General features: G+C 56.9%; 14 protein-coding genes, 2 tRNA genes, 3 rRNA genes and 1 pseudogene. 6 read left to right on the forward strand and 14 right to left on the reverse strand.

The window, feature by feature from the left end; genetic code table 11:
- Positions 1-221, reverse strand: a pseudogene (locus ACWISF_RS06005) (Uma2 family endonuclease); the annotation flags it as partial.
- On the reverse strand, positions 218-1,615 hold the full coding sequence (locus ACWISF_RS06010; protein WP_448380686.1) for a TldD/PmbA family protein: 1,398 nt from the start codon (positions 1,613-1,615) through the stop codon (positions 218-220). The pseudogene ACWISF_RS06005 and the gene ACWISF_RS06010, both read right to left, overlap by 4 nt.
- Before the next feature lie 334 nt (positions 1,616-1,949).
- Here ACWISF_RS06010 and ACWISF_RS06015 point away from each other — a divergent pair, with 334 nt between their 5' ends.
- Complete coding sequence (locus ACWISF_RS06015) at positions 1,950-2,387, forward strand: RrF2 family transcriptional regulator (RefSeq protein ID WP_448380687.1); 438 nt, start codon at positions 1,950-1,952, stop codon at positions 2,385-2,387.
- A gap of 308 nt (positions 2,388-2,695) precedes the next feature.
- Here the strand turns inward: ACWISF_RS06015 and ACWISF_RS06020 are convergent, their stop codons facing one another.
- Both ACWISF_RS06020 and dnaK read right to left on the reverse strand, forming a co-directional pair.
- Positions 2,696-3,583: a DnaJ C-terminal domain-containing protein gene (locus tag ACWISF_RS06020; RefSeq protein ID WP_448380699.1), complete on the reverse strand. Its 888-nt coding sequence runs from the start codon at positions 3,581-3,583 to the stop codon at positions 2,696-2,698.
- A gap of 4 nt (positions 3,584-3,587) precedes the next feature.
- A complete protein-coding gene (dnaK, locus tag ACWISF_RS06025) occupies positions 3,588-5,501 on the reverse strand; it encodes a molecular chaperone DnaK (RefSeq protein ID WP_448380688.1) in 1,914 nt (637 codons plus the stop codon).
- Between the two features lie 146 nt (positions 5,502-5,647).
- Here dnaK and ACWISF_RS06030 point away from each other — a divergent pair, with 146 nt between their 5' ends.
- The 3 genes from ACWISF_RS06030 (at position 5,648) to ACWISF_RS06040 (ending at position 8,910) form a co-directional block, all read left to right on the forward strand.
- Positions 5,648-6,001 (forward strand): hypothetical protein, encoded by a 354-nt coding sequence (locus ACWISF_RS06030; protein WP_448380689.1) that lies wholly within the window; start codon positions 5,648-5,650, stop codon positions 5,999-6,001.
- 35 nt (positions 6,002-6,036) lie between these two features.
- Positions 6,037-8,214, forward strand: a complete 2,178-nt coding sequence (locus ACWISF_RS06035) for an argonaute PAZ domain-containing protein (RefSeq protein ID WP_448380690.1) — start codon at positions 6,037-6,039, stop codon at positions 8,212-8,214.
- A 105-nt stretch (positions 8,215-8,319) separates the two neighbouring features.
- Complete coding sequence (locus tag ACWISF_RS06040) at positions 8,320-8,910, forward strand: pentapeptide repeat-containing protein (RefSeq protein ID WP_448380691.1); 591 nt, start codon at positions 8,320-8,322, stop codon at positions 8,908-8,910.
- A gap of 13 nt (positions 8,911-8,923) precedes the next feature.
- Here the strand turns inward: ACWISF_RS06040 and ndhL are convergent, their stop codons facing one another.
- The gene (gene ndhL, locus ACWISF_RS06045) at positions 8,924-9,133 is read right to left on the reverse strand and encodes an NAD(P)H-quinone oxidoreductase subunit L (protein WP_448380692.1); all 210 of its coding nucleotides are present in this window, start codon (positions 9,131-9,133) and stop codon (positions 8,924-8,926) included.
- Between the two features lie 59 nt (positions 9,134-9,192).
- On the opposite strand from ndhL, the gene ACWISF_RS06050 reads away from it, so the two are divergent.
- Together ACWISF_RS06050 and ACWISF_RS06055 are read left to right on the forward strand one after the other, a co-directional pair.
- A complete protein-coding gene (locus ACWISF_RS06050) occupies positions 9,193-10,473 on the forward strand; it encodes a hypothetical protein (protein ID WP_448380693.1) in 1,281 nt (426 codons plus the stop codon).
- A gap of 57 nt (positions 10,474-10,530) precedes the next feature.
- The gene (locus ACWISF_RS06055; protein WP_448380694.1) at positions 10,531-11,421 is read left to right on the forward strand and encodes a DMT family transporter; all 891 of its coding nucleotides are present in this window, start codon (positions 10,531-10,533) and stop codon (positions 11,419-11,421) included.
- Here the strand turns inward: ACWISF_RS06055 and ACWISF_RS06060 are convergent.
- The 9 genes from ACWISF_RS06060 to ACWISF_RS06100 all read right to left on the reverse strand — a co-directional run.
- Positions 11,418-11,990, reverse strand: a complete 573-nt coding sequence (locus tag ACWISF_RS06060; protein WP_448380695.1) for a pseudouridine synthase — start codon at positions 11,988-11,990, stop codon at positions 11,418-11,420. The genes ACWISF_RS06055 and ACWISF_RS06060 overlap by 4 nt on opposite strands.
- Before the next feature lie 3 nt (positions 11,991-11,993).
- A complete protein-coding gene (locus ACWISF_RS06065) occupies positions 11,994-13,127 on the reverse strand; it encodes an anhydro-N-acetylmuramic acid kinase (protein WP_448380696.1) in 1,134 nt (377 codons plus the stop codon).
- Positions 13,111-14,025: an N-acetylmuramic acid 6-phosphate etherase gene (murQ, locus tag ACWISF_RS06070; RefSeq protein WP_448380697.1), complete on the reverse strand. Its 915-nt coding sequence runs from the start codon at positions 14,023-14,025 to the stop codon at positions 13,111-13,113. Before murQ ends, ACWISF_RS06065 begins: the two co-directional genes overlap by 17 nt.
- Before the next feature lie 742 nt (positions 14,026-14,767).
- Positions 14,768-14,884 (reverse strand): 5S ribosomal RNA (gene rrf / locus ACWISF_RS06075).
- Positions 14,885-15,372: 488 nt separating this feature from the next.
- Complete coding sequence (locus ACWISF_RS06080) at positions 15,373-15,849, reverse strand: LAGLIDADG family homing endonuclease (protein WP_448380698.1); 477 nt, start codon at positions 15,847-15,849, stop codon at positions 15,373-15,375.
- 35 nt (positions 15,850-15,884) lie between these two features.
- Positions 15,885-19,316 (reverse strand): 23S ribosomal RNA (locus tag ACWISF_RS06085).
- Between the two features lie 124 nt (positions 19,317-19,440).
- Positions 19,441-19,513, reverse strand: a tRNA-Ala gene (locus tag ACWISF_RS06090).
- 15 nt (positions 19,514-19,528) lie between these two features.
- Positions 19,529-19,602: transfer RNA gene (locus ACWISF_RS06095), tRNA-Ile, on the reverse strand.
- Positions 19,603-19,808: 206 nt separating this feature from the next.
- Positions 19,809-20,771, reverse strand: a 16S ribosomal RNA gene (locus tag ACWISF_RS06100); the annotation flags it as partial.

The following is a 20,771-nucleotide window of genomic DNA, read 5'->3' on the forward strand; positions in this document are numbered from 1 at the left end:
TGCAAAATCACCATCACATCGGGGGCCACCCGCAGTTTGGGAAACCCCTGGGCATAGTAGAGAAATTGGTTGGCCAAAACCGTCGCCTGTTGCCCTGCCAAATACTGCCGCAACACCTCCAAGGTCACAAACATCACGTACATGTGGGCATAACTCTCTGCCACCGGCTCCCCGTCCCCACTGGGATAAATAACGGTTTTGGACGCAGCAGCAGGCGTCACGACCGCCCTCCAATTACCACATTTTTGATGCGCACATGGGGGCCACCGACACTCACCGGTAAGGGAGATTGCCCCGCCTTGCCACAGCCACCGTTGCGATAAATCGTATCGTTACCAATGGCTTCAATATCCTGTAAAGTTTGAAAGACATTGCCACTCAGGGTCACATCGCTCACCGGCTCGGCCAATTCTCCCTTGCGAATCATGTACCCTTCGGCAGCCGCAAAGGTAAAAAGTTCCCCGTTGGTCTGGCCGCCCAACATCCGCACGCAGTACACCCCCAGGTCAATGTCCTGCATCATTGCCGCTGGGTCTGTCGTTCCTGGCTCAATCCCCGTATTGGTCATCCGCACAATGGGGGCATAGGTGGCAGACAACGCCCGCGCATTGCCTGTGGGGGACTCGCCCATTTTGCCTGCCGTTTCCCGCGAATGCAACCGCTGGGTCAACACCCCCTCCTTAATCAAATACTTCCGTTGCCCCGGCACGCCTTCGTCATCGTAGGCAAAAGAACCCGGCAGTCCGGGCAGCGTGGCATCATCGATTACATTCAATTCCGGAATCGCCACCCGTCGCCCTAGCTGCAATAGCTCCTGCAGCCGGGGATTCTCATAGACAAAATCGGCTTCCGAAAGATGCCCAAAGGCTTCATGGATAAAAACGCCCGCCAAATAGGGGTCAAGAATGACCGTGTACTGCCCGCCTTTGACCGGTTGGGCCTCCAATTGCCGCACTGCTCGCTGCGCCGCCCCCAGAACTTGCTCCTCAATTCCCACCAGTACGTTGTAATCAGAGCGCGAGTGCACGGACTCATACCCCTGGCGCACCACCAAACCATCGCCCCGCGCCACCACCCCAAACATCCCCGAAACATCCAGCCGTTCTTGGGCAATATGCGTACCGGTGGAAGTGGCCAAATAGGTAATGCCAAAGCGCTCCCGGTAACTGACATTGGTGGTTTGGATGCGGGGGTCGTAGTGCAAAAGCAATTCGTTGTAGTGATTGAGCAATTCGCGTTTTTCCGCCAAAGGCACGGTGCGGGGGTCACGGGCAATGGGGGTAGCCACGTAGTCCACCACCGGCGTCACAGGCGCCAGTTGGGTTGTGTCCTGACCAATTAGCCGCGCCTGGGCCACTGCCTCTTGTACCCGTTCGGACAATTCGGTCAGGCCGTTGAAGGTGACAAAACTCCAGCCGCCCCGGTAACAGGCCCGAATGCCACCGGCTAAGGTCAAACCCCGGTCCACTGCATCAAAACGGGTTCCTTGGAAGCCCAACCGCAGGGATTCGCTCTGCTCCAGACGAATTTCCAGGTAGTCCACCCGTGCCTGGTGACGCTGAATCACATCTTGCAATTGGTCTTGGATGCGGCTTGGGGTCAAGGTAGCAGTCATCATGGTAAGAGGCAGTAAAGGCTATGTCCCAGTTTAGCTTGACATTCTCACCGCCTAAAGCCGGGGGATGCTTGCGCAGTCCACCAACGGACGCGCAAAGGCCCTGTCAAGACACCCCTACACCGTTCCTCAAGGTTCTGCTTACTTTACCGGGCAGCGTCCCCAAGCGACGCACCGGTCGGGTTTTTCACTTAGGTGCAAGGCCTACGGCCCGCTCAAGCGACGACCTGGGAACGGTACACCTCTTATAACATCGGTAAGCAACTCAAGTTGCTGAAAGGCTTTTCCGTCCCGTAGTACAGAGCTACCAAGCGATTTGTTGTGTAGGTTGCCGATGCTTCGTCTTTCGACCCGTAGCCAATACAGCCTCAAGGCCATGCTCGATCTGAGTTTGACCGGTGGGGATAAGCCGGTTTCCGGGCGCACCATCGCCCAACGGCAGGGGATTCCCGCCCCGTTTTTGGAAAAACTCCTGCTGGATTTGCGTCGGGCGGGTCTGGTGGTTTCGCAACGGGGCGCGCAAGGGGGCTATCGGCTGGCCCGCCCACCGGAGCAGATTCGGGTTGCGGAGATTTTGCAGGCTGTCGGTGAATCGCTGACTTGGCCAGAACTACCGCCCCATCCTCCTACCGACTGGGTAACCTGCGCCCTTTGGCGACGGCTCAACCGCCTGTGCGCAGAGGCCCTGCACAACCTCACCCTGGCGGATTTGTACTACGATGTACGCAGCCGCATGGCCACCGATGCCGAATCATTTCACTTCATCGTGTAAGTGACTACGGGTTGCCCGACCGGTGGGGTCGATTGGTCGCTGCGCCATTGGCCGTATGAAATAAAAAAAATTTAAGGGGAATCAGTGAGCCTGTTCCCCTGCCTTATCACCGCTTATTAAGTTCAGAACCTTTATTAGCTGGTTCCGTTTGATATTTGAGATTGAACGTAGGAACCTCCTGAGCTGGTTCCTTTATTAACCTCACTTACCACTATGCCAGAGGTCACCCCTACCCCCCAGATTTCTTAATTATTTCTTTGTATTGCCGAGCCGTCGCGAAAGATTGCCGGGTGTAACGTTTTATGACGTTATGACGAAATGGGGGCAGCTGGCTGGCGGGGGTTGAAGCGTTCGATTTTGCGCAGTTGTTCGTACAGGTGCAGTTCTTGGGGGGTGGGGTCGGTGGGGACTTGGATGAGCAGTTCCACAATCTGGTCGCCCCGGGTTTGGTCTTCCCGCAGGTAGCCGCGACCGGGGAGGCGGAGGCGTTGGTGGTTTTGTACGCGGGGGGGGATGACCAATTTGACCGGGCCATCGAGGGTGGGGACTTGCACCTGCGCGCCCAAAACCGCTTCGCTGGGGGTAATCGGCAGGGTGTAGTAGATGTCGTCGCCTTCGAGGCGGAGCTGTTCGTCGGGGCGGACGTGGATGTTCAGGTAGAGGTCGCCGCCGTTGTCCCCTTGGTGGCGCAGGCGAATGCGTTGGCCGGTGACCATGCCAGGAGGCAGGTTGACCTCCAGGGTGCGGTTGCCCAGGGTGAGGCGGTGGCGTCCCCCTTTGTAGGCCTGTTGCAGGGTAAGGTTGAGGCGGGCTTCGATGTCGCCGGGGGCATCCCAGGCTTCGGGGCGGGGTTCGCTCCGGCGGGTAAACCGCTGCAGGAGTTGGTCAATAAAGTCTTGGAAATCGAGGAAACGGCCGTAGTCAAACTCGGACGGGCCGCGGGGGGGCGGTTCCCCTTGAAACCCTTTTTGCTGCCAGTACTGGCCAAAGCGGTTGTATTCGGCGCGCTTTTGGCTGTCAGAAAGCACCTGGTAGGCCTCGCCAATCAGTTTGAACTGTTCTTCGGCAGCTTTGTCGCCGGGGTTGAGGTCGGGATGATAACGGCGAGCCAGTTGCCGGTAGGCACGTTTGATTTCGGCCAGGCTGGCGTTGCGGTCAACCCCCAGGATTTGGTAATAGTTGCGGAAGTTGCGCATGGTATTACCAGTTTTCATCGTCCCATTCCCGACGGCGACGCGGGCTAGCGGGTTCGTCGAGGCGGCTCCAGGGCGGGGAAAACCAGGGCGTTTCGTCCTCCTGTTGTTGCTGGCGGACGATGGCCAGCAGTTCCGTGAGCTGTTCCTGCAAACGGCTGCTGAGGCGGTCCACCTTGGCCAGGTCGTGGGCAGCCAAACTCCGGCGCAACGCTTGAATCAGTTGTTCGATTTTTTGGCGGCGCTCCCGCATAAACAGGAACCCATAATCGAGGGTGATCTGCCGCAATTGCCGCTCCGTGCGTTGAATCAGGGCTTCCGCCTTTTGGCAGCGCTCGATGCGTTCTTTCTGGACCTGATCCGCCGGGGCCGCCCGCTCCGCTTCCGCCAGGATTTTTTGGATTTCGCTTTGGGTCAAATTGACCGCATCTTGGATCGTCACGGTGTGTTGCCGTCCGGTCTGGCGGTCCTGGGCTGAGACCTGCAAAATGCCGTTGGCGTCAATGTCAAAGGCAACCTGCACCTGGGGCAGCCCCTTGGGCGCGGGGGGAATCCCGGTCAACCGAAACCGTCCCAGGGATTTGTTGCCGCTGGCAAGCGGACGTTCCCCCTGGAGAATGTGAATTTCCACCGCGCTTTGGTTGTCTTCTGCCGTCGAGAAAATATCGGACCGGCGCACCGGCACAGGCGTATTGCGGGGAATCAGGGTTTTCATCAGGCCGTTGGCGGTCTCCAGGCCCAACGAGAGGGGCGTCACGTCCAAAAGCAGCACATCCCGCAATTCCCCGGCCAGCACCGCACCCTGAATGGCCGCCCCAATGGCCACCACCTCTTCCGGGTTAATGCCCTGACAGGGTTCCTGGTGGAGCAACTCCCGCACCAACTGGCGCACCATGGGCATGCGCGTCGCCCCCCCCACCAGCAACACCGCATCCAAATCCCTAGGCGTCAGGCCACTGTCGGCCAGGGCTTGTTCCACCGGCAGCCGCAACCGGTCCACCAAATCCCCGCACAGGGACTCAAACGTACTGCGGGTCACCTCCATCTCCAAATGCTGCGGCCCCTCGCTGGTGGCGGTGATAAATGGCAGGTTTACCAGGGTGCTTTTGACATTAGAAAGCTCAATCTTGGCCTTTTCCGCCGCCTCGAGGAGCCGCTGAAAGGCCTGGCGTTCCCGGCGCAGGTCAATGCCCGTGTCCTTTTGGAATTGGTCTGCCAGCCAATTGACCAACCGCTGGTCAAAATCGAACCCCCCCAACTGGGTATCGCCGCTGGTTGCCCGCACCTCAAAGACCCCCTGGCCAATTTCCAGAATGGACACATCGAAGGTGCCGCCCCCCAAATCAAACACCAGCACCGTTTGGTCCTCTTTTTTATCCAGGCCGTAAGCCAGCGCCGCCGCGGTCGGTTCATTCAAGATTCGTTTCACTTCCAGCCCGGCCAACCGGCCCGCATCCCGGGTCGCCTGCCGCTGGGCGTCGTTGAAGTAGGCCGGTACGGTAATCACCACATCCGTCACCGGTTGTCCCAACGCTTGTTCCGCATCGTCCGCCAGCTTGCGCAAAATCATGGCCGAAATTTCTTCCGGGCTGTACTCCTGGTCCAGGCGCGGACATACCAGCTTTACCCGATTGCGTTCGCCCCGGCGAATGGTATAGGGCACCCGCCGGGCCACCGCTGGCAACTCATCATAGGTCATCCCCATCAGTCGTTTCACGCCATAGAACGTATTTTTGGGGTCGAGTACCGCCTGCCGTCGCGCCAACTGCCCCACCAGCCGTTCCCCATCCCGGGAAAACCCCACCACACTGGGGGTCATGCGACTCCCTTCCCGGTTGGGGAGCACCACCGGTCTGCCCCCTTCCATCACCGCCATAACGGAATTCGTTGTTCCCAGGTCAATGCCCAGCACGCTGGTCATGCGCTACCCTATCCACATCCTGCTTAAGTTCTCTGTATCCTATCTTAGTGCGCAGCGCCTCGCAGGCCTCCCAACGCCAGCTTACCCTGTTCCCTCAGAATTACAGTACAATAGCAGCAGGCGCCTATATAAGATGGTCAATTTCTATGTTTCATTCCCCCCATAACCTTTGGCAACAAGCCAAGACCAACCTACAAAACCTTAGCCGTAGCCCCCAGACGAAACAGGCACAAAAACTAGCGCATCAGGCGGTGCAACAACTGGGCAAAACCGTTCAGGAATGGCAACAGCAAACCGAGGAACTGTGGCAAAGTGAACGGGTAAGACACCTACGCCAGGATGTCCGTCAAACCGCCTACCGACTCGGCCAACAAGCCAGCAGCATGTTGGCTCAAGTCACAACTACGATCAAAACCAAGGCCATCAACTGGCAAACCCAGTTGCAAAGGCAGTCAAGCACCCCAGGGCAAGCCGAAAACGACACAACCCGCCTGCACTGAGAATTTATTGTCATACCGAGATGTCGAGAATGTCCATGAACTTATCTACACGAGCGATTCCGGTCGTACTCAATCGCTTTTTAATTAAGCAGCTTACGGGCAGTGACCTCGAATTTTATGAATATGAATGTCACCCCCTTCGTGCTCCCAAATCAGGGGATGAATACCGGGCGATTTCTCGCATTTGTTACCAATTGGGGATCACTGCAGTCCGGCTTGGCAGTCGCATCATTACCCGAGAGCAAATTGCTTCCGACAAGATGCAAATTGGTGATTGGACGCTGAGAAATCCTCAGGTGCGAAACTTAACCTGTAGCAATGGGGACGAACGAAAAGCCCTAGAGTGCTTTTATCGCCGCGAGCTAGAGAAAGATCTCAGAAGAAAGTATCATCGCACAAGCGTGATCGAGCGAGCGGATGAAGGCGGTTTGATTTGGTGGATTAAAAGTGAAACAGAAATCCATGGGGATGGTTGGGAAGTCCACAGAGGTAGAAGAATTGATGTTGCCATAGATCAGGAAGGTTCACTGTACTTAGAAATTGACATCCATCATCGGTTTTATACTCCCTGGACCTTGGAGCAATGGCTTAAAAAATACACTTATATTGACATTCCTATCAAATACGTGCGGAACACCTACAAAGATGGAGATAATTCCTACATCCGTTGGCAGTACGAAGGGTTGTCTGATGAATCACCCTATAAAGTTATTTTAAGTAATATTAATATTAGTTTAGCAGACTACCATCGCAACAAGGGAGCAACAGAGGATGAAATCAATAGTTCTCGTGTGGTCTATGTCCGCAAAGTGAACGACTGGAAAGGTAAACCTTTGCCCCATCTATCTCAACGATTATCACCGAGTTTAACTATGGAAATGCTGGCCAGTATTGCGGTGGATAAGAAGCAAGGGATTAACGATGTTCTTAGACGCATTAGAAAAAAGTTAGTTGACCGCCTAAAGGAATCACGAGAGACAGCCACAACAATTTTGCGTGAAATTTACGAAATCTCTGGAGAAGCTCAACCTTTGGGCGTCGAGGGTTATCTCTTGCCGCGACCCAAATTAGTAGCACGTCAGGGGCAAGTCGAGCAAGTTGCAAAGGTCAGATATAAAGGATGTGTGGGTGTAGGTGAAACTAAGTTTGGCTATCTCAACCTTTTCGATGAAAGTCGCGAGTACCCTGTAGAAGTAAGTAAATGTTTGTCAGATATTGCCAAAAAAAGTGGAGTAGAGATAGACATAAATTCCTGTTACACACAGCGTGATTTACCTGAAAGTGAACTGGAGCAGCAAAATTTTTGGCAAAGCTGGTCCGGTCAAGGGGTTAAAACCGTTTTAGTCCTGATGGATTGGTCACCTGAGGAACGGAAAAAGCGAATTCGTGCCCAGGCGCTAGGAGCAGGAATAGCGACCCAATTTATGGTGCCAACTAGGATACCAAACTCCAAGGCAGACGAATATAAAGCGCTCAATGTGGTCTTGGGTCTTTTGTGCAAAGCAGGTTGGCAGATTGTCCATCTTCAGGCTGTGAACCATCCTGAAGCTGCCGATCTAATTATTGGCTTTGATACGGGCACCAATCGTCAACTCTACTACGGTGTTTCTGCCTTTGCTGTGCTGTCGAATGGGCAAAGCTTAGGGTGGGAATTACCTGACGTCCAGAGGGGAGAAGCATTCTCTGGAGAAGCGATCTGGCAGACGGTCTCGAAGTTGGTTCGTAAATTTCACCAAAAATGTCATCACTACCCTAAAAAATTGTTACTTATGCGCGATGGCTTGGTGCAAGCAGACGAATTTGAGAAAACCACCAAAGAGCTTAAGAAAGCAAACATAGCTGTAGATGTAGTGAGCGTCCGCAAAAGTGGCACCGGGAGAATGGGAATTCTCGACAAGGGTATGTATCAAGATGCCAAGATAGGGACAGTTGTATTTGCGCCCCAAGAAAAATCCTTCACTTTGATCACTACGCAAGCTGTATTCGGCAGTGCTAGACCCTTGCGTGTTGTGCATACACACGGCAATACATCCCTGGAATTACTGGCCTTGCAAACCTATCATTTGTCTCAGTTGCACCCTGCCAGTGGGTTTTGCGCTTGTCGGTTGCCTTGGGTGTTACATCTAGCAGATAAAAGTGGTAAAGAGTTTCAGCGCCTTGGACAGATGAGTCTTTGGCAAAACATCAACCGGGAAAAACTCATTGCGGTTTGATAGCCAGTTACCCGTCGCTGGAGCCGCCCTATGTTAAAATTAACCTACTGCCCTAGGCTTTTGCTGGCCGGTGCGACGTAATTTCTTCCTGCTGTCCCTATCCGCATGGCTCTGCCCGAACAGATTCTCCTTGCCGAAGCGAGCTTAAACCAGCTTTTAGAGGCGTACCAGCGGGGCCAGCGGGATTTTAGTGGCATTGATTTGCAGGGCTTGAACCTCAGCCGGGTGAACTTAACGGGAGCCAACCTCAGCGGCGCCAACCTTAGCTATACCAATCTCAGCGGTGCCAATCTTTACGGCGTCAATCTCACCGAAGCTAACCTCAATGGGGCTTACCTTGGCAGCGTCATTCTCCCCGACGAAGAGACGGGGCGTTTGGTGTACGGTTCGGTGTTGGTACGCACCAATCTCAGCCGGGCCACGCTCGTCCGGGCCAGCCTGGTGGAAGCCAACCTCAGCCGCACCACCTTCTTTCAGGCCAATCTCCGCCAGGCGGATTTGCGCTACGCCAACCTGTATCGCACCAACTTTAACGGTGCGGATTTGACCGAAGCCCAACTCCGGCAGGCCAAATTCTACGGCGTGAATTTAGATAATGCCATTGTTGATGTCTTGGAATTGAGCAAAGCGAACCTGGACCCGGAAACCCGACAAATGGTGGCCGAACGCCTCCGCAGTGGCCAGTGGCAGAATTGATACCGGCAATTCCCTAGGGCAGAGAACGGGGTTGATTGCGGAAATTCAAAAATGGCCCCCACAACAACAAACCGGGAAAGAAGAAAAAGACCAGAAAATACATAAACCCCCGCTCAAAAGAACTGGCAACATACCAGCGTTGCTTGAGATAAAAATAGGTCACCAAGGGACATACTACTAAATAGGCAACAGCCAACCCTACGTACAACATCAGTACATTCATGACCTGACCTCACCATGCTCTTCTTCCCTAGGTTTTATCTCAATGTCGGCCTCGGTGCAATGTTGCTATGGGGTGGCCATACGCTCCCTGCTCTGGGTCAACCCCAACCCCTCGCCACCCACGCTGCCCGGCAAGAGCAACTCCGGCGGGAACAGCAACGCCTGCAACCCCAACCCTACGACCTGCGCCGCTATCCCCTCACGCCCACCTGGGAAACCCATTGGCGCCGACTCCTGTGGGCCACTGCATTGCGACAGCCGCAACAGCCCTATGTCGTTCAGGCATTGCGGTCCATCGTCGCGCGTGCCCAGACGCCCCAACCCACCCCCACCGAAACCCGTATCATCACGCAAGCCCTCCAAGTCAGTAATTTGTACCTCCGTCAACAGCCGACGACCCATCGGCAACTCCAGGCCAGCTTGCAACGAGTGGTGCAGACCAGCCCCCATGCCGGTTGGGTTGCTCTGGCGTTGCACACCCTGATTCGCAGTGGCCGTCTGACCCCGGCCCAGAGCGCGCACCTGCTTACCCAAACCCGCCAGCGATTTCCCGACCCCCCTGACCTGCTGGCTGTCGTATTGCAAGACCTGGAACAACCGCCTGTGCCCCTGCCACCCCTGGCCGAACTGTTGGCCTGGCAAGCCCAACCCGGCCAGATGCAACTTTATGTCTTTTGTCAACCCAACCGCTGGCGACCCTGTACGTTGATCGTCAAGGACAACCGGGGAGAATTCTACCGGGAAGGGGGGCAATTGTGGTCACGGCAGCTCTTGTTGCAATCGGTGTACGGGTTGGATTGGCCGTTTACCTACGGTCAGACACCGCAGGGGTTGCAGCGGGTTGCCGGGGTGATAGCCAGCCGTGCGGGAGAACTGTTTCGCGCCTATGGCCAATTTCCCCTCGTGCGCCTGTTCTTACCGCTGGAAACGCCGGAGTTTTTTCCGGGAGAGGCGCTGACTTTGGCAGCCTACCGGGACCATTTGCCCCCCAGTTGGCGGGATTATCCACCCCTGTACCAGAGCTATCACGCGGGCCGGTTGGGACGAGGGTTGCTGCGGATTCACGGGACGGGGGAGGCGCCGGAATTGTTTGTCCGTCCGCCGGAGGGGCAACACCCCTGGAACCCAGCGTTGGGCTGTTTGACCGCCCTGGAACAGTACACCCCCCAAGGGGAATTGCAACAGGGTGATATGGCGGCCATTCTCCGGGTTCTGCATCGCGCCAGTGGGGGCACCTGGTCGGGCTACCTGCTGGTGGTGGAACTGCCAGAGGAGGTGGCTACAACCGACGTTACATCCTGGCTGCCACCCTATTTGCCCGCCGCTCAGGGGACGCCCTAGGAATGTTTACAATATTTAATAAAAATAAATTTACGGTTGTTTACGTTTGGTAGATCGGTGGGGTTGGTTTGGCGGGGGGAATGGGCGGCGTTAGCGGCTGCCTTTTTGTGGGCGAGTATGTCCCGGATTTATGTCCGGTGGGGTAAGGTCTTTCCGCCGCTGCTGTTGAATTGGCTCAAAGGGGTGTTGGCGCTGGGGATGTTTGCCCTGACGTTGGCGTGGCGGGGAGAAGGGTGGCCGCCGGTGGGGGGGTGGCCGGTGCTGGGTTTGGCGCTAAGCGGCATTTTGGGGATTGGGGTGGGGGATACGGCCTTTTTTGCAGCTTTGAATTCCCTGGGGGTGCAACGGACCCTGCTGATGGACACCCTATCGCCGATGTTGGTGACGGTGTTGGCCTGGGTGGTGCTGGGGGAAGGGATTCAGCCGGTGCAGTTAGTGGGTATGGTGCTGACGGTGACCGGCGTGGCATTGGTGGTAACGGAGCGGCCGGTGCGGGTGCGGGAGCAGTTTCGCCTTTGGCCGGGGTTGGGGTGGGGGGTGATGTTTTCCCTAGCCCAGGCGGCGGGGGTGGTCCTGTCGCGGGCGGCCTTGGTCGATTCCCCCATCACGCCCTTGTGGAGTACCACGATTCGGCTGTTGGCGGGGGTAATGGTGTTGGGACTGGGGGTGACCCGTCCGGTGTGTCGTCCCGGTTGGCAAGCGCTCGCCCAACAGCCAAGTTGGTGGTGGGGGCTGGCCGGAACGGCGTTTTTGAGCACCTATCTGGGCATTTGGCTGCAACAAACCGCCCTGAAATGGGCACCGGCGGGCATTGCCCAAACCTTGAGCAGCACCAGCCCCCTGTTTGCCCTGGTATTGGCCCATTGGGCAGGAGAATGGGTCAGCCGACGGGCCTGGTTTGGGGTCGTGGTGGCCCTGGTGGGCTGTTGGTGCCTGTTCCAGGTCTAGAAGTGGAGCAACTGTTGGCGTTCTTGGTCGGTCAATTCCCGCCAGCACCCCGGCGCCAAGTCCTGCACATGTAATTCCCCAATTGCCACCCGCACCAAGCGCAAGGTGGGATACCCGACTGCTGCGGTCATGCGGCGTACCTGGCGATTGCGTCCTTCGCGCAACGTCAGGCTCAGCCACGTGGTGGGGATATGGCGGCGAAAGCGAATCGGCGGATTGCGGGGCGGCAGGTTCGGCTCCGAGGGCAACACCTGCACCTCTGCCGGTCGGGTGAGGTAGTTTTGAATCCGCACCCCCTGGCGCAGGGCCGCCAAGGCCTCTGGGGTCGGACAGCCTTCTACCTGCACCCAGTAAGTCCGGGGATGGCCGTAGCGGGGGTCGGTCAACCGATGCTGCAAACGCCCATCGTTCGTCAAAAGCACCAACCCTTCGCTGTCGTAGTCCAACCGCCCGGCGGCATACACCCCCGGCACCGGCACGTAATCCTTGAGCGTGGGTCGCCCGTGCGCATCCCGAAATTGACACAACACCCGGTAGGGCTTGTTGAGGAGTAAATAGCGGTATTTCATCCCCTACAATTCCGTGATTTTTCCCAGTAACACCGGTCGTTTTGCCCCAGTCACAGCCGGGATATTCGTTGATTTACCATCAATTCGTTCTGAGGCCAAAATGGCAAATGCCAGGGCCTCTTTGCTATCGGGATCAATGCCATACGTAGCACTGGTAGATACAGGAATGGGGTGAAATACTTGGGTTAATTCGCGCATCAAAATAGGGTTATGCACCCCGCCGCCGCTGACAATCACTTCTGTAATCGGTTGGTGCGGAGCAATCCACCATTTGTAGTGGTAAAAAATTGCCATTGCTGTAAAGCGAGTCACCGTCGCAAACAGGTCATACCAGGAATTAGGAGAACTGGGATAGGTGCGGTCAATTAATTCCCGCACAAATGGACCACCAAACTGTTCGCGACCTGCGGATTTGGGGGGTGTTTGTTGTAAAAAAGGATGCGCCATTAAATCATCCAACCATGCTTGGCGAACCTGTCCCTGAGCCGCCCAAGCCCCATTGTAATCCACCCGCACCTGCCCCCGGCTAAACAAGCTGGCTAATTCATCCAAAACCATATTCGCCGGGCCACAATCAAACGCCATAACCGCCTGCCCCTGCACGACCAAAGTAACATTGGCAATTCCCCCCAAATTCAAGGCCAATACAGGGCGTTGCAGATAACCAAACAGTCGGGCATCCACGTAGGGAACCAACGGGGCACCACTTCCTCCTACCGCCACATCATGAATGCGAAAATCTGATACCACAGGACAGCCAAAAGCCGCTGCCAAAAAAGCTGCTTCCCCTAACTGTAACGTCATTTTTTGATGCTCATGATAAAGAGTTTGCCCGTGACTGCCAATTAAATGCAATTCCGTTGGGAAATCGGTTAGCACCTTTGCTAAAGCATCGCGAAATGCTTCCCCAATTTGGCGATGCCAATGGGCGATTTGGGCTAGGTTGGCTTGGGTCTGTACTAGAGAAGATTGCAGGAATTCAGGGTAGGGAATAGTTTGCGCCGTCAGCCAGCGACATTGCCAAGGCTGGGTCTGAATTTCACAGATACACACATCAATCCCATCCATCGACGTACCGGACATTAGTCCTGCCACCCGTCGTTTGGTTAACTTTTGCACTTCAGTTAATGTCCACATCCCCAATCACCCGCCGCAAATGTCCTTGCGCTGCTTGAAGTAACTGTTGAGCCGTGGCAAAATCTACACCCCGATGATGCATCACCACTGCGGTTTTCACTTGCCCTTGCGCTGCTACCAATAATTCCCGCGCCGCCGACAATTCCAACCCGGTTAAATACTGGACAAATCGAGTGCCCCGTTCCCACAACTTACTATTGGTTGCGCGTAAATCCACCATTAAATTCCCATAAACCTTACCCAGTTTCACCATCACCGAAGTACTGAGCATATTGAGAACCAATTTGGTTGCTGTCCCCCCTTTCATCCGTGTTGAACCGGTGAGAATTTCCGGCCCTACTGGTAATACGATAACTTGATCAACTTCAACAAGTTGCGCACCCTCAGGATTACATGTGATAAAAATTGTGGGACTGCCCAAACTGCGGGCGTATTCCAGACCGGCCAACACATAAGGCGTTGTGGAACCAGCAGCAATACCACACAGGACATCTCCGGTTTGAAAGCCCCGTTTTTGCAAATCCCGCACCGCCTGTTCCCGGTCATCTTCTGCCCCTTCTACCGCCTGCGTGAGGGCTTGTTCTCCCCCGGCAATTATGCCTTGCACCATGCGGGGGTCGGTGGAAAAAGTGGGGGGACATTCGGCAGCATCCAAAACTCCCAAACGTCCACTCGTGCCTGCGCCCAAATAGAACAGGCAATGGCCCTGAGCCAGTTGTTGCCAAATCAATTCGGCCGCAGCAGCAATCGCAGGAATTGCTTGTCCAACCACCAGCGGCACCTGCTGATCCGCCTGATTAATAATGTGCAGAATTTCTACCAGCGAACATTGGTCCAAATTAGCACTGGCCGGGCAGCGTTGTTCAGTCAACAAATGCCCTCGATACGCAAAAGACATAGACGCTGTGTGAAGAATGATAGTTATATTGAACCATTCTGAGGGGTCAACTGCACCTGGTGATTGCTCTCATTCCAGGATAGCCAAGTACTATCTCTGATAGCTACACATCATTCCCATTCTCTACCAAATCTATGCGGAACATTCATTTGGCATAGTTTCGGCGCGATTTACGGTTGTCGTGTAGGGTTTACCACGCTCTCGATTGGTGGTGGTGATAGGCTACGCCGTGCCGTAGGGATACTGATAGTTATATCTCCGCTTCTGGAGAATATAGTCGTTTCACAAGAAAATGCAACACTTTGAGGCACTGGTCATGGCTGTATCCCCTTCCAGGACAGGGTTTGCAGGTAAAGGCGAATGTTGCAAACTTGTTTGAAATGACTATAAATCCATGCTTGATGATGTTTTTATCTCCACATTTAGGGTGGGCTTTTGGTATTTGACGTAATCAATCTTCACCACACCGACCATTATAAAGGTGAAACTCTCAAGCTCATTAATTAAGTATTTTGTCTGCGTCAAATTCATGAACTTTTTTGGGTGAAAAATACTCAACCTCTACAGGTGACCAATATCTTCGTACCAAAGTTCCAAGGTACAGGATTCCCCGACCACCACCCGTTTGATTAGGAACCCAAGCGACCCGCCCGCCATTGTCCTTGACCAGTACCGCCCGATGGCACAGTCATCCCCAAAAACAAAACCCTCTGAACTGCTTCAGAGGGTTTTGGGAATATTTTCCTGGCATCGCGCTATTTTCACAGGCAGTTGCCCACCTACTATCTTCGCCGCAGCGGCGTTTCACCTCCGAGTTCGGGATGGATCGGCGTGGTTCCACCGCGCCATAGACACCAGGAAAGCACAACCAAACCCTGAAAACTGCATAGGGATAGATAGTCAATCACCAATGAATAAGTGATACGGTCTGTTAGGACATCTCGGCTGAATGCATTACTGCACGTACACCTGATGCCTATTAACAGGTCGTCTACCTGTGACCTAGGAGTACTCATCTTGAGGTGGGCTTCCCACTTAGATGCTTTCAGCGGTTATCCACTCCGCACATGGCTACCCTGCGTTTACCGTTGGCACGATAACAGGTACACCAGCGGTGCGTCCCTCCCGGTCCTCTCGTACTAAGGAGGGCTCCTCTCAGTACTCCAGCGCCTGTACCGGATATGGACCGAACTGTCTCACGCATGGTTTCCCGTATCACTACGGGCATGGACTATATCTTCATCCTGTTTCTCACCCCTAACGAAACAGGAGCCGACGTTTGAAGACCTTGATGTACAAGGCTTCTCGACTTACGCTGAGGGGTTAGCTCAGCCTAGGTCTCAGTCTCTACGGGATTAGGATATGCCGTACACGCATAAACTCCGCCACTTGGCTGGATTTGATGGTGCGTTTTTTAGAATCATTCAACTCCGCAAACACATCCACCTTCCGCGCCAAGGCCAGAAAATCCTGAGGGGATAACCGGGCAGAATGCTTGAGTTCCGCCACGATTTCCAACACCAAGTCACATTGCTTTTGCTTCAGGCGAATATAGGGACGAAGCTGTGACAAAACCTGTTCCACCGCTTTAACATCCACCACACTATATTCGCTCATCCCATCCTTGCGTTCCCGGATGGAACCCACCTGGAAAACCGATTGCAGCCACTCCAAGAACGCCCGATGCTTCCGCTTTTGGAAGAAGGTAATACTGGGTCGTATCTGATAGCCCAGCCGGTAGTCCTTGCGACGTACCAACTGCACATTGATACACCCATCCCCATCCAAAAAGCCCGCAATGTAACTCAGTACCTCTGGACTCATGGTACGGGTACCCTACTTACCCTCGGTATTGCCTTACCCCAGGGTTCGGCGCCCAGAATAAGGTTCTACCGATTTTAGTCGGTTTGCTGCTGTGCATTACTGCACAGTGACGCAATGAGTTACGTTCTGAACCCAGCTCACGTACCGCTTTAATGGGCGAACAGCCCAACCCTTGGGACCGACTACAGCCCCAGGTTGCGATGAGCCGACATCGAGGTGCCAAACCTCCCCGTCGATGTGGACTCTTGGGGGAGATCAGCCTGTTATCCCTAGAGTAACTTTTATCCGTTGAGCGACGGCCCTTCCACGCGGCACCGTCGGATCACTAAGGCCGACTTTCGTCCCTGCTCGACTTGTAGGTCTTGCAGTCAAGCTCCCTTCTGCCTTTGCACTCTCCGGCTGATTTCCGACCAGCCTGAGGGAACCTTTGCGCGCCTCCGTTACCTTTTAGGAGGCGACCGCCCCAGTCAAACTGCCCACCTGAAACGGTCCCCTGCCCGGCTCACGGGTCAGGGTTAGAATCTCAGCCTGCTCAGAGTGGTATTTCACCGTCGGCTCCAGCGCCCCCGCAAGGGCACCTTCGCAGCCTCCCACCTATCCTACGCAAAGCAAGCCAAAACCCAATTCCAGGCTACAGTAAAGCTTCATAGGGTCTTTCTGTCCAGGTACAGGTAGTCCGCATCTTCACGGACACGTCTATTTCGCCGAGCCTCTCTCCGAGACAGCGCTCCGATCATTACGCCTTTCGTGCGGGTCGGAACTTACCCGACAAGGAATTTCGCTCAGTTTGCCTTTGCCGTTTCCAGCAAAGCTGGACTTTACCTTGTACGGCCACGATTCATTTGGGCCACAATGCTCCGAATCTTGCCTAACCCTGCTTCCGTCAAATGCTCCCCCGCCTGACACAGCAAGACCACATCCCGAAACTTCAAGAAGTCCACGTTCTTGCTGGTTTTTAGCGGATGCTTCAGGAAAAAAGGCACAATTCGTTGGGCGAGATGCTCCAACCTCCTGACTCGATAGGCCATGCGGTCACCATGGTTAACCCGCACCACCCCACAGCCAAAATAGGCTTTCAAGCCATAGAGCACCTGCACATCCCGCCGATGTTGGACGACGGTAAATTCCGGCAGTACTTGATACCCGGTGGCCATTTCCGCCTGTGGGTTAATCCCCACATGAAAACAACCTTCACCGTCGACAAACCCAACAATCCACTGCGTCTCCAAATGCATGGGCCGTACCTGAACATCAAGTCTCTGAGGATTCCTAGAAACCACCGTCTCTAGGCCTTTCCTGCGGATTGTCCCCCTGTCTTGCTCCTTTTGACTGCCTGGCATAACAGCGCTCACAACACCAACGCTCAACCAGCGCGCCTAACCAGACGAGTAGAGACAAGCTGTACGAGGATGTTCCCGCATATGGTTCAGTTTTACTAAGGCAAGCCATTCACCTTAGGACCGTTATAGTTACGGCCGCCGTTCACCGGGGCTTCCCTTCGGGGCTCTCCACCCCTCCGGTTCACCTTCCGGCACTGGGCAGGCGTCAGCCCCGATACGTCGGCTTTCCGCCTTCGCCGAGACCTGTGGTTTTGGTAACCAGTCGCGCGGGCCTGCTCTCTGCAACCCCCTCGGGCTCCTCACCCTACCGGGGCCCCCCTTCTCCCGAAGTTACGGGGGCAATTTGCCGAGTTCCTTGACGGGGGTTCTCCCGTCCGCCTCGGTGTCCTCCACCAGCCGACCTGTGTCGGTTTGCGGTACGGTCACCGCCGCCCTCGCTAGAGGCTTTTCGCGGCCAGTCCGCCAGGTCCGCTCGGCAGGGCCTCACCCCCGCCTCGCACTCGCCAGTCGGCGCTGTCGGCCGGGCTTTCCCTCGGCCACGCCCCCTGGCTTGGACGGTCCCTCCGACCGCCGGACCCTCGGCCTGGCGTCCCCCCTTCGCTCGATCGGGCGCCGGTGGGGCCGGACTCTTGACCGGCTGCCCCTCGCCTACGGCTGCCGCCCTCAGCTGAGGACCGCCTCACCCGCAGCTGACGAGCATCGCTGCGGAACCCTTCGGCACTCTCCGGCGGGGCGGATTCCCACCGCCCTTCCGCTACTCGTGCCGGCATTCGCACTCGGCGCCGCTCCAGCACGGCTCCCGCCGCACCTTCCCCGCCGACGCCGACGCTCCCCTACCGCCGCACGCCGCCTCCCGCAGCGCGCGACCCGCGGCTTCGGTGCCGGGCTTCGCCCCGCGGCATTTTCGGCGCACGGGCGCTCGACCAGTGAGCTGTTACGCACTCTTTCAAGGATGGCTGCTTCTAAGCCAACCTCCTGGTTGTCTGCGCACCCGCACCTCCTTGGCCACTCAGCCCGGACTTGGGGACCTTAGCCGGCGGTCTGGGCTGTTCCCCTCTCGACCCAGAACCTTTTCGCCCCAGGTCTCACTCCTGCCGACCAGCAGCCAGCATTCGGAGTTCGCCTCGGCTTGGTAGGCCAACGCCCCCGCACCGAAACGGTGCTCTACCGCCAGCTGCCTCCCAGCAAGGCTGACCCTCAAGCCATTTCGGGGAGAACCAGCTATCTCCGGGTTCGCTTGGCATTTCACCCCTACCCCCAGCTCCTCCGAGCCCTTTGCCACGGACACCGGTTCGGCCCTCCACGCAGGTCTCCCCCGCGCTTCAGCCTGGCCAGGGGTAGCTCACCCGGTTTCGGGTCGGCCAGGCGCGACTGCCTCGCCCTCTTCAGACTCGCTTTCGCTCCGGCTCCAGGTGCCTCCCCCTTCGCCTCGCCACGCCCGGCCACTCGCCGGCTCATGCTCCAATAGGCACGCCGTCACCGCTCACCGCGGCTCCGACCGCCTGTGGGCACACGGTTTCAGGCGCTCTTTCACCCCCCTCGCCGGGGTCCTTTTCACCGTTCCCTCACGGTACTCTCCGCTATCGGTCGGTCAGGGTATTTAGCCTTGGAGGAGTGGTCCCCCCAGCTTCCCACAGGGTTCCTCGTGCCCCGTGGTACTCACGCACCTGCCCCACGGATGCCCAAGCCGGTCCGCCTACGGGACTCTCACCCTCTCCGGTCGCCCCTTCCAGCAGCGTTCGGCTCCCCGCTCGGCACCCGCGGCCTCGCTGCCGCTCAGCCCGGACAGGCCGTCCAACCCCGTCGCCGCTTCCGGACGGCAGCCCTCTGGGCGACGACGGTTTGGGCTCCTCCCGTTTCGCTCGCCACTACTCCGGGAATCCCTCTCTCTTCCTCGGGGTACTGAGATGTTTCACTTCCCCCGGTGCCCACCCTCCCAGTCGAGCAAGAGGTCCCCCTCTCACCCTTCCCAAGAGGGCGACGCGGCTCCCCACCGCGCCAGGTTGCCCCATTCGGACACCCCCGGATCTCCGCTCGCCCGCAGCTCCCCGGGGCGTTTCGCCGCTCGGCCGCGTCCTTCCTCGGCCCTGACCACCAAGGCATCCACCGTGTGCCCCTCACCCCAGTCCGCACCAGTAGCTTCCGCTCACCACCGGCAAACAGGCACAGCGGAACCACCTCGGCGCTTTCGAACCCGTCAGTTCAGCGCGATGACACATCCGCTCGCTTGTTAAGGTGCTGGCGCACGATGTGGAGCTGAGGGGACTCGAACCCCTGACCTCCGCCGTGCAAAGGCGGCGCTCTCCCAACTAAGCTACAGCCCCATAATCGGCGCACGGTGGGCGTTCCTGGATTCGAACCAGGGACCTCACCCTTATCAGGGGTGTGCTCTAACCAACTGAGCTAAACGCCCACGCCACCCCGACAACTCGGGTGTGGTCGAGTGCCAGCGACCGACCTCGACAACGAGGTGACGGCTCCGGGTTCGGGGACCAGCAGGCGGACGCCCTCCGCGGGGAGCAACCCCGCCTCCTCAGGCGAGCCTCCCTGGCCCCGCCCCGTCCTGCACCCGTCCGGTGCTGCGCCACCCCGGTTGACCCGGGAGCCAGCGCTCCCTAGAAAGGAGGTGATCCAGCCGCACCTTCCGGTACGGCTACCTTGTTACGACTTCGTCCCAATCACCAGCCCCACCCTCGACGGCTGCCCCCAGCTGCCGCCGGTTGGCCCACCGGCTTCAGGTGAAGCCAGCTTTCGTGACGTGACGGGCGGTGTGTACAAGGCCCGGGAACGTATTCACCGCCGTATGGCTGACCGGCGGTTACTAGCAACTCCGCGTTCACGCAGGCGGGTTGCAGCCTGCGATCCCCACCACGACCGGGTTTGCGGGATTGGCTCCAGGTCGCCCCTTCGCAGCCCATTGTCCCGGTCACTGTAGCGTGTGTGTCGCCCAGGGCGTCAGGGCCATGCTGACTTGACGTCATCCCCTCCTTCCTCCGGGCTTTCCCCGGCAGTCGGGTCAGACACCCGCGTAACTGACCCCGAGGGTTGCGCTCGTTGCGGGACTTAACCCAACACCTCACGGCACGAGCTGACGACAGCCATGCAGCACCGGTGCCACCGCTCCCTCACCGGGCACCCCAGCCTTTCAGCCAGGTCCGGTGGCATGTCAAGCCCTGGTAAGGTTCTTCGCGTTGCGTCGAATTAAACCACACGCTCCGCTGCTTGTGCGGGCCCCCGTCAATTCCTTTGAGTTTTAGCCTTGCGGCCGTACTCCCCAGGCGGGCCACTTAACGCGTTCGCTCCGGCACGGAAGGGGTCGATACCTCCAACACCTAGTACTCATCGTTTACGGCGTGGACTACCCGGGTATCTAATCCGGTTTGCTCCCCACGCTTTCGCCCCTGAGCGTCAGGACAGGGCCAGGATGCCGCCTTCGCCACTGGTGTTCCTCCCGATATCTACGCATTTCACCACTACACCGGGAATTCCACATCCCTCTCCCTGCCTCAAGCCAGGCAGTTTCCAGGGCACCCTCCCGGTTGAGCCGGGAGATTTCACCCTGGACTTGCCTGGCCGCCTGCG

It is taken from the genome of Gloeomargarita sp. (assembly GCF_053491055.1).